The sequence below is a fragment of the Streptomyces sp. SID14478 genome (assembly GCF_010548525.1).
Taxonomy (GTDB): Bacteria; Actinomycetota; Actinomycetes; order Streptomycetales; family Streptomycetaceae; genus Streptomyces.
Genome location: NZ_JAAGMG010000399.1, coordinates 1 through 2,731, shown reverse-complemented (window position 1 = coordinate 2,731; position 2,731 = coordinate 1). Strand labels below are relative to the sequence as shown.

Genomic DNA, 2,731 nt, shown 5'->3' with positions numbered 1-2,731 from the left:
CGCACGCGAAGCCGCCCGTAGCGGCCCCGAGCCGCACTCCCACGCCGCCGACCGCGGCAGCCGTGCGGGCCAGTCTCGGCGTGGAGGTGGTCGACGCGCCCCAGGGGCCCGGCGCGCTCGTGGTCGCCGTGCACGTGCCCGGCCCCGGCTACACGGCCGGACTGGTGCGCGGCGACGTCCTGTTGAGCCTCGGCAAGGCGGGCATCGGGTCGGCGAGCGACCTCGCGGCGGTCGTGTCGGACGCCCGCCCGGGCCACCAGCTGAAGCTGAAGGTCCGTCATGACAGCGGCCAGCGACAGGAGTTGGCGGTCACACCGGGAGTGGTGACGTGAGCTGCCACCGAGGGCGGCCGGCCCCTTCGGTCCGCCCAGCCCGTTCAGGCCTTCAGACCGTGCGGAAGTGTGTCGTCAACCGCCGTGCGTCGTCCAGCACATGGAAGGCGAGGCCCACCGGCGCCTCCCGGTCCGCGATCTGCTCGCCCTCCCAGGGCAGCCGCAGCGTCCACGTCACGCCGGGCCCCACCATCAGCGGGCGCCCGGCGAACGTCGTCGCCGCCGGAGTGTGCGCGTGCCCCGTGATGACGGCGACGATCTCCGGCCGGCGCTCCAACAGGCCTGCCAGGGCGCGGGGTTGGGTCAACTGATAGCTGTCGGGCAGCGGGTGGTGCAGGGCCAGCGGCGGGTGGTGGAAGGCGAGCAGGACGGGCGTGTCGCCGTCCAGCGCGTCGAGTTCCTCCTCGATCCAGGCGTACGTCTCCTCGTCGAGCGCCCCTTCGTCCGCGCCCGGGATGCTGGAGTCACACATGAGGATCGCGGCGCCGCCCACCCGGTGCGCGCGGTTCACGGGCCCCTCGGCCGCGGGCTCGCGCAGCAGGGCCTTGCGGTACGCGACGCGGCTGTCGTGGTTCCCGGGGCAGGTCAGGACGGGGAACGGCGCGGCCGGGCCGTGCAGCCCGAACAGCTCCGCCGCCTCCTCGTACTCCGCCTCGGCGCCGTGGTCCGCGATGTCACCGGTGACCAGGAGGGCGTCCACGGGCCCCGGCAGGGCCCGCAGGTGAGCGAGGACGCGGCGCGCCCGCTCGGTGGCGCGGGGGGTTCCGTCCAGGTGCAGATCGCTGATCTGGGCCAGCACGAGCATGGGCGTACGTCCTTCGAAGAGTCCGCGACGAGCGGCCAAAGGTTAACGGATTGTTGGGATCTAACCATTAGCGCTAACGGGTAGGCAATGCTTTACCGTTAATCGCTGGTGCCGTACGCGCGCGTGACCCCACGATGGGCGGGCCGTGGGGCGGACTCGCGCCCCTTCCCGCCGCCGGGCAGGATGCTGCCGTAGGCCCCTCGCCCGTATGTGTCGCTACGCCAAGGAGGCCCGGCCATGACGACCGGTACACCCGCACCCTTCACCGCCGCCGACTACAAGGCCCGCATGGACCGTGCCGCGCGGTCCGCGGCCGACGCCGGGCTCGCGGGGGTGCTCGTCGCGCCGGGACCCGACCTGGTCTGGCTCACCGGCTACCACGTACCGGCCGACACCGAGCGGCTCACCCTCCTCGTGCTCGCCGCGGGGCAGGAGCCGACCCTCGTCGTGCCCACCCTGGAAGCGCCCGACGCCGCCAAGGCCGCGGGCGCCGCCGCGATGACCCTGCGGGACTGGACCGACGGCAAGGACCCGTACGCGGTCACCGCGCCGCTGCTGGACGTCACCGGCCGCTTCGGCGTCAGCGACAACGCCTGGGCCATGCACCTGCTCGGCCTGCAGCACACCCTGCCCGACACCTCGTACGTCTCCCTGACCGAGGCCCTGCCGATGCTGCGCGGGGTCAAGGACGCCGCCGAGCTGGAGCGCCTCGCGGCCGCGGGCGCCGCCGCCGACGCGACGTACGAGGAGATCAGGAAGGTCAGGTTCAGCGGGCGCGAGGAGAACGACATCGCCCGTGAACTCGCCTCCCTGTTGCGGAAGTTCGGGCACTCGCAGGTCGACTTCACCGTCGTCGGGTCCGGGCCGAACGGGGCCAACCCGCACCACGAGGCGAGTGATCGCGTCATCCAGGACGGGGACATGGTCGTCCTCGACTTCGGCGGCCTCAAGCACGGTTACGGCTCCGACACCACCCGCACCGTGCACGTCGGCGAACCCACCGCCGAGGAGCGCGAGGTCCACGACGTCGTGCGCGCGGCACAGACCGCCGCCTGTGACGCCGTGCGGCCCGGCATCGCCTGCCAGGACGTCGACCGGGTCGCCCGCAAGGTCATCACCGACGCCGGGTACGGCGAGTACTTCATCCACCGCACCGGTCACGGCATCGGCGTCACCACGCACGAACCCCCGTACATGATCGAGGGCGAGGAGCAGGAACTGGTGCCGGGCATGTGCTTCTCCGTCGAGCCCGGCATCTACCTTCCCGGCCGCTTCGGCGTCCGCGTCGAGGACATCGTCACGGTCACCGAGGACGGCGGACGCCGCCTCAACGCGACCGCGCGGGACATGGCGATCGTGGGCTGAGCGGCCGTGCCGCAGCAGCATCCGCGCACCGACACGGTCCGCCGTCTTCTGGAGACCCTGCTCCCGGACGGCGGCGGCGCCGAGCTGCGGCCCGTCACCGAGGGCGGCGAGCACTCCACGTGGTGGGTCGGCGCCCGGCACGTGCTGCGCCTCGCCCCCGACGGCCCGGTCTCGCTGCGCCTGCGCCGCGAGCTGCGGCTGCGGGATCTCGTGCGGACCCACGTCGCCG

At 73.2% G+C, this 2,731-nt stretch carries 3 protein-coding genes and 1 pseudogene; 3 read left to right on the top strand and 1 reads right to left on the bottom strand.

Annotated features, from left to right (window positions below):
- On the top strand, positions 1 to 332 hold a 332-nt coding region (locus G3I40_RS13240; protein ID WP_164302361.1), incomplete at its 5' end, for a PDZ domain-containing protein.
- Positions 333 to 384: 52 nt separating this feature from the next.
- On the opposite strand, the gene G3I40_RS13235 is transcribed toward G3I40_RS13240, so the two are convergent.
- Positions 385 to 1,137, bottom strand: coding sequence for a metallophosphoesterase (locus G3I40_RS13235; RefSeq protein ID WP_164302360.1), 753 nt, complete (start codon positions 1,135 to 1,137; stop codon positions 385 to 387).
- A 237-nt stretch (positions 1,138 to 1,374) separates the two neighbouring features.
- Between G3I40_RS13235 and G3I40_RS13230 the strand changes: the two genes are divergently transcribed.
- The gene (locus tag G3I40_RS13230; protein WP_164302359.1) at positions 1,375 to 2,502 is read left to right on the top strand and encodes an aminopeptidase P family protein; all 1,128 of its coding nucleotides are present in this window, start codon (positions 1,375 to 1,377) and stop codon (positions 2,500 to 2,502) included.
- A 6-nt stretch (positions 2,503 to 2,508) separates the two neighbouring features.
- Positions 2,509 to 2,731, top strand: a pseudogene (locus G3I40_RS13225) (aminoglycoside phosphotransferase family protein); the annotation flags it as partial.

Coding starts and splice junctions, on each gene's coding strand:
- G3I40_RS13235 (WP_164302360.1), bottom strand. CDS start 1,137: ATGCTCGTGCTGGCCCAGATCAGCGATCTGCACCTGGACGGAACCCCC.
- G3I40_RS13230 (WP_164302359.1), top strand. CDS start 1,375: ATGACGACCGGTACACCCGCACCCTTCACCGCCGCCGACTACAAGGCC.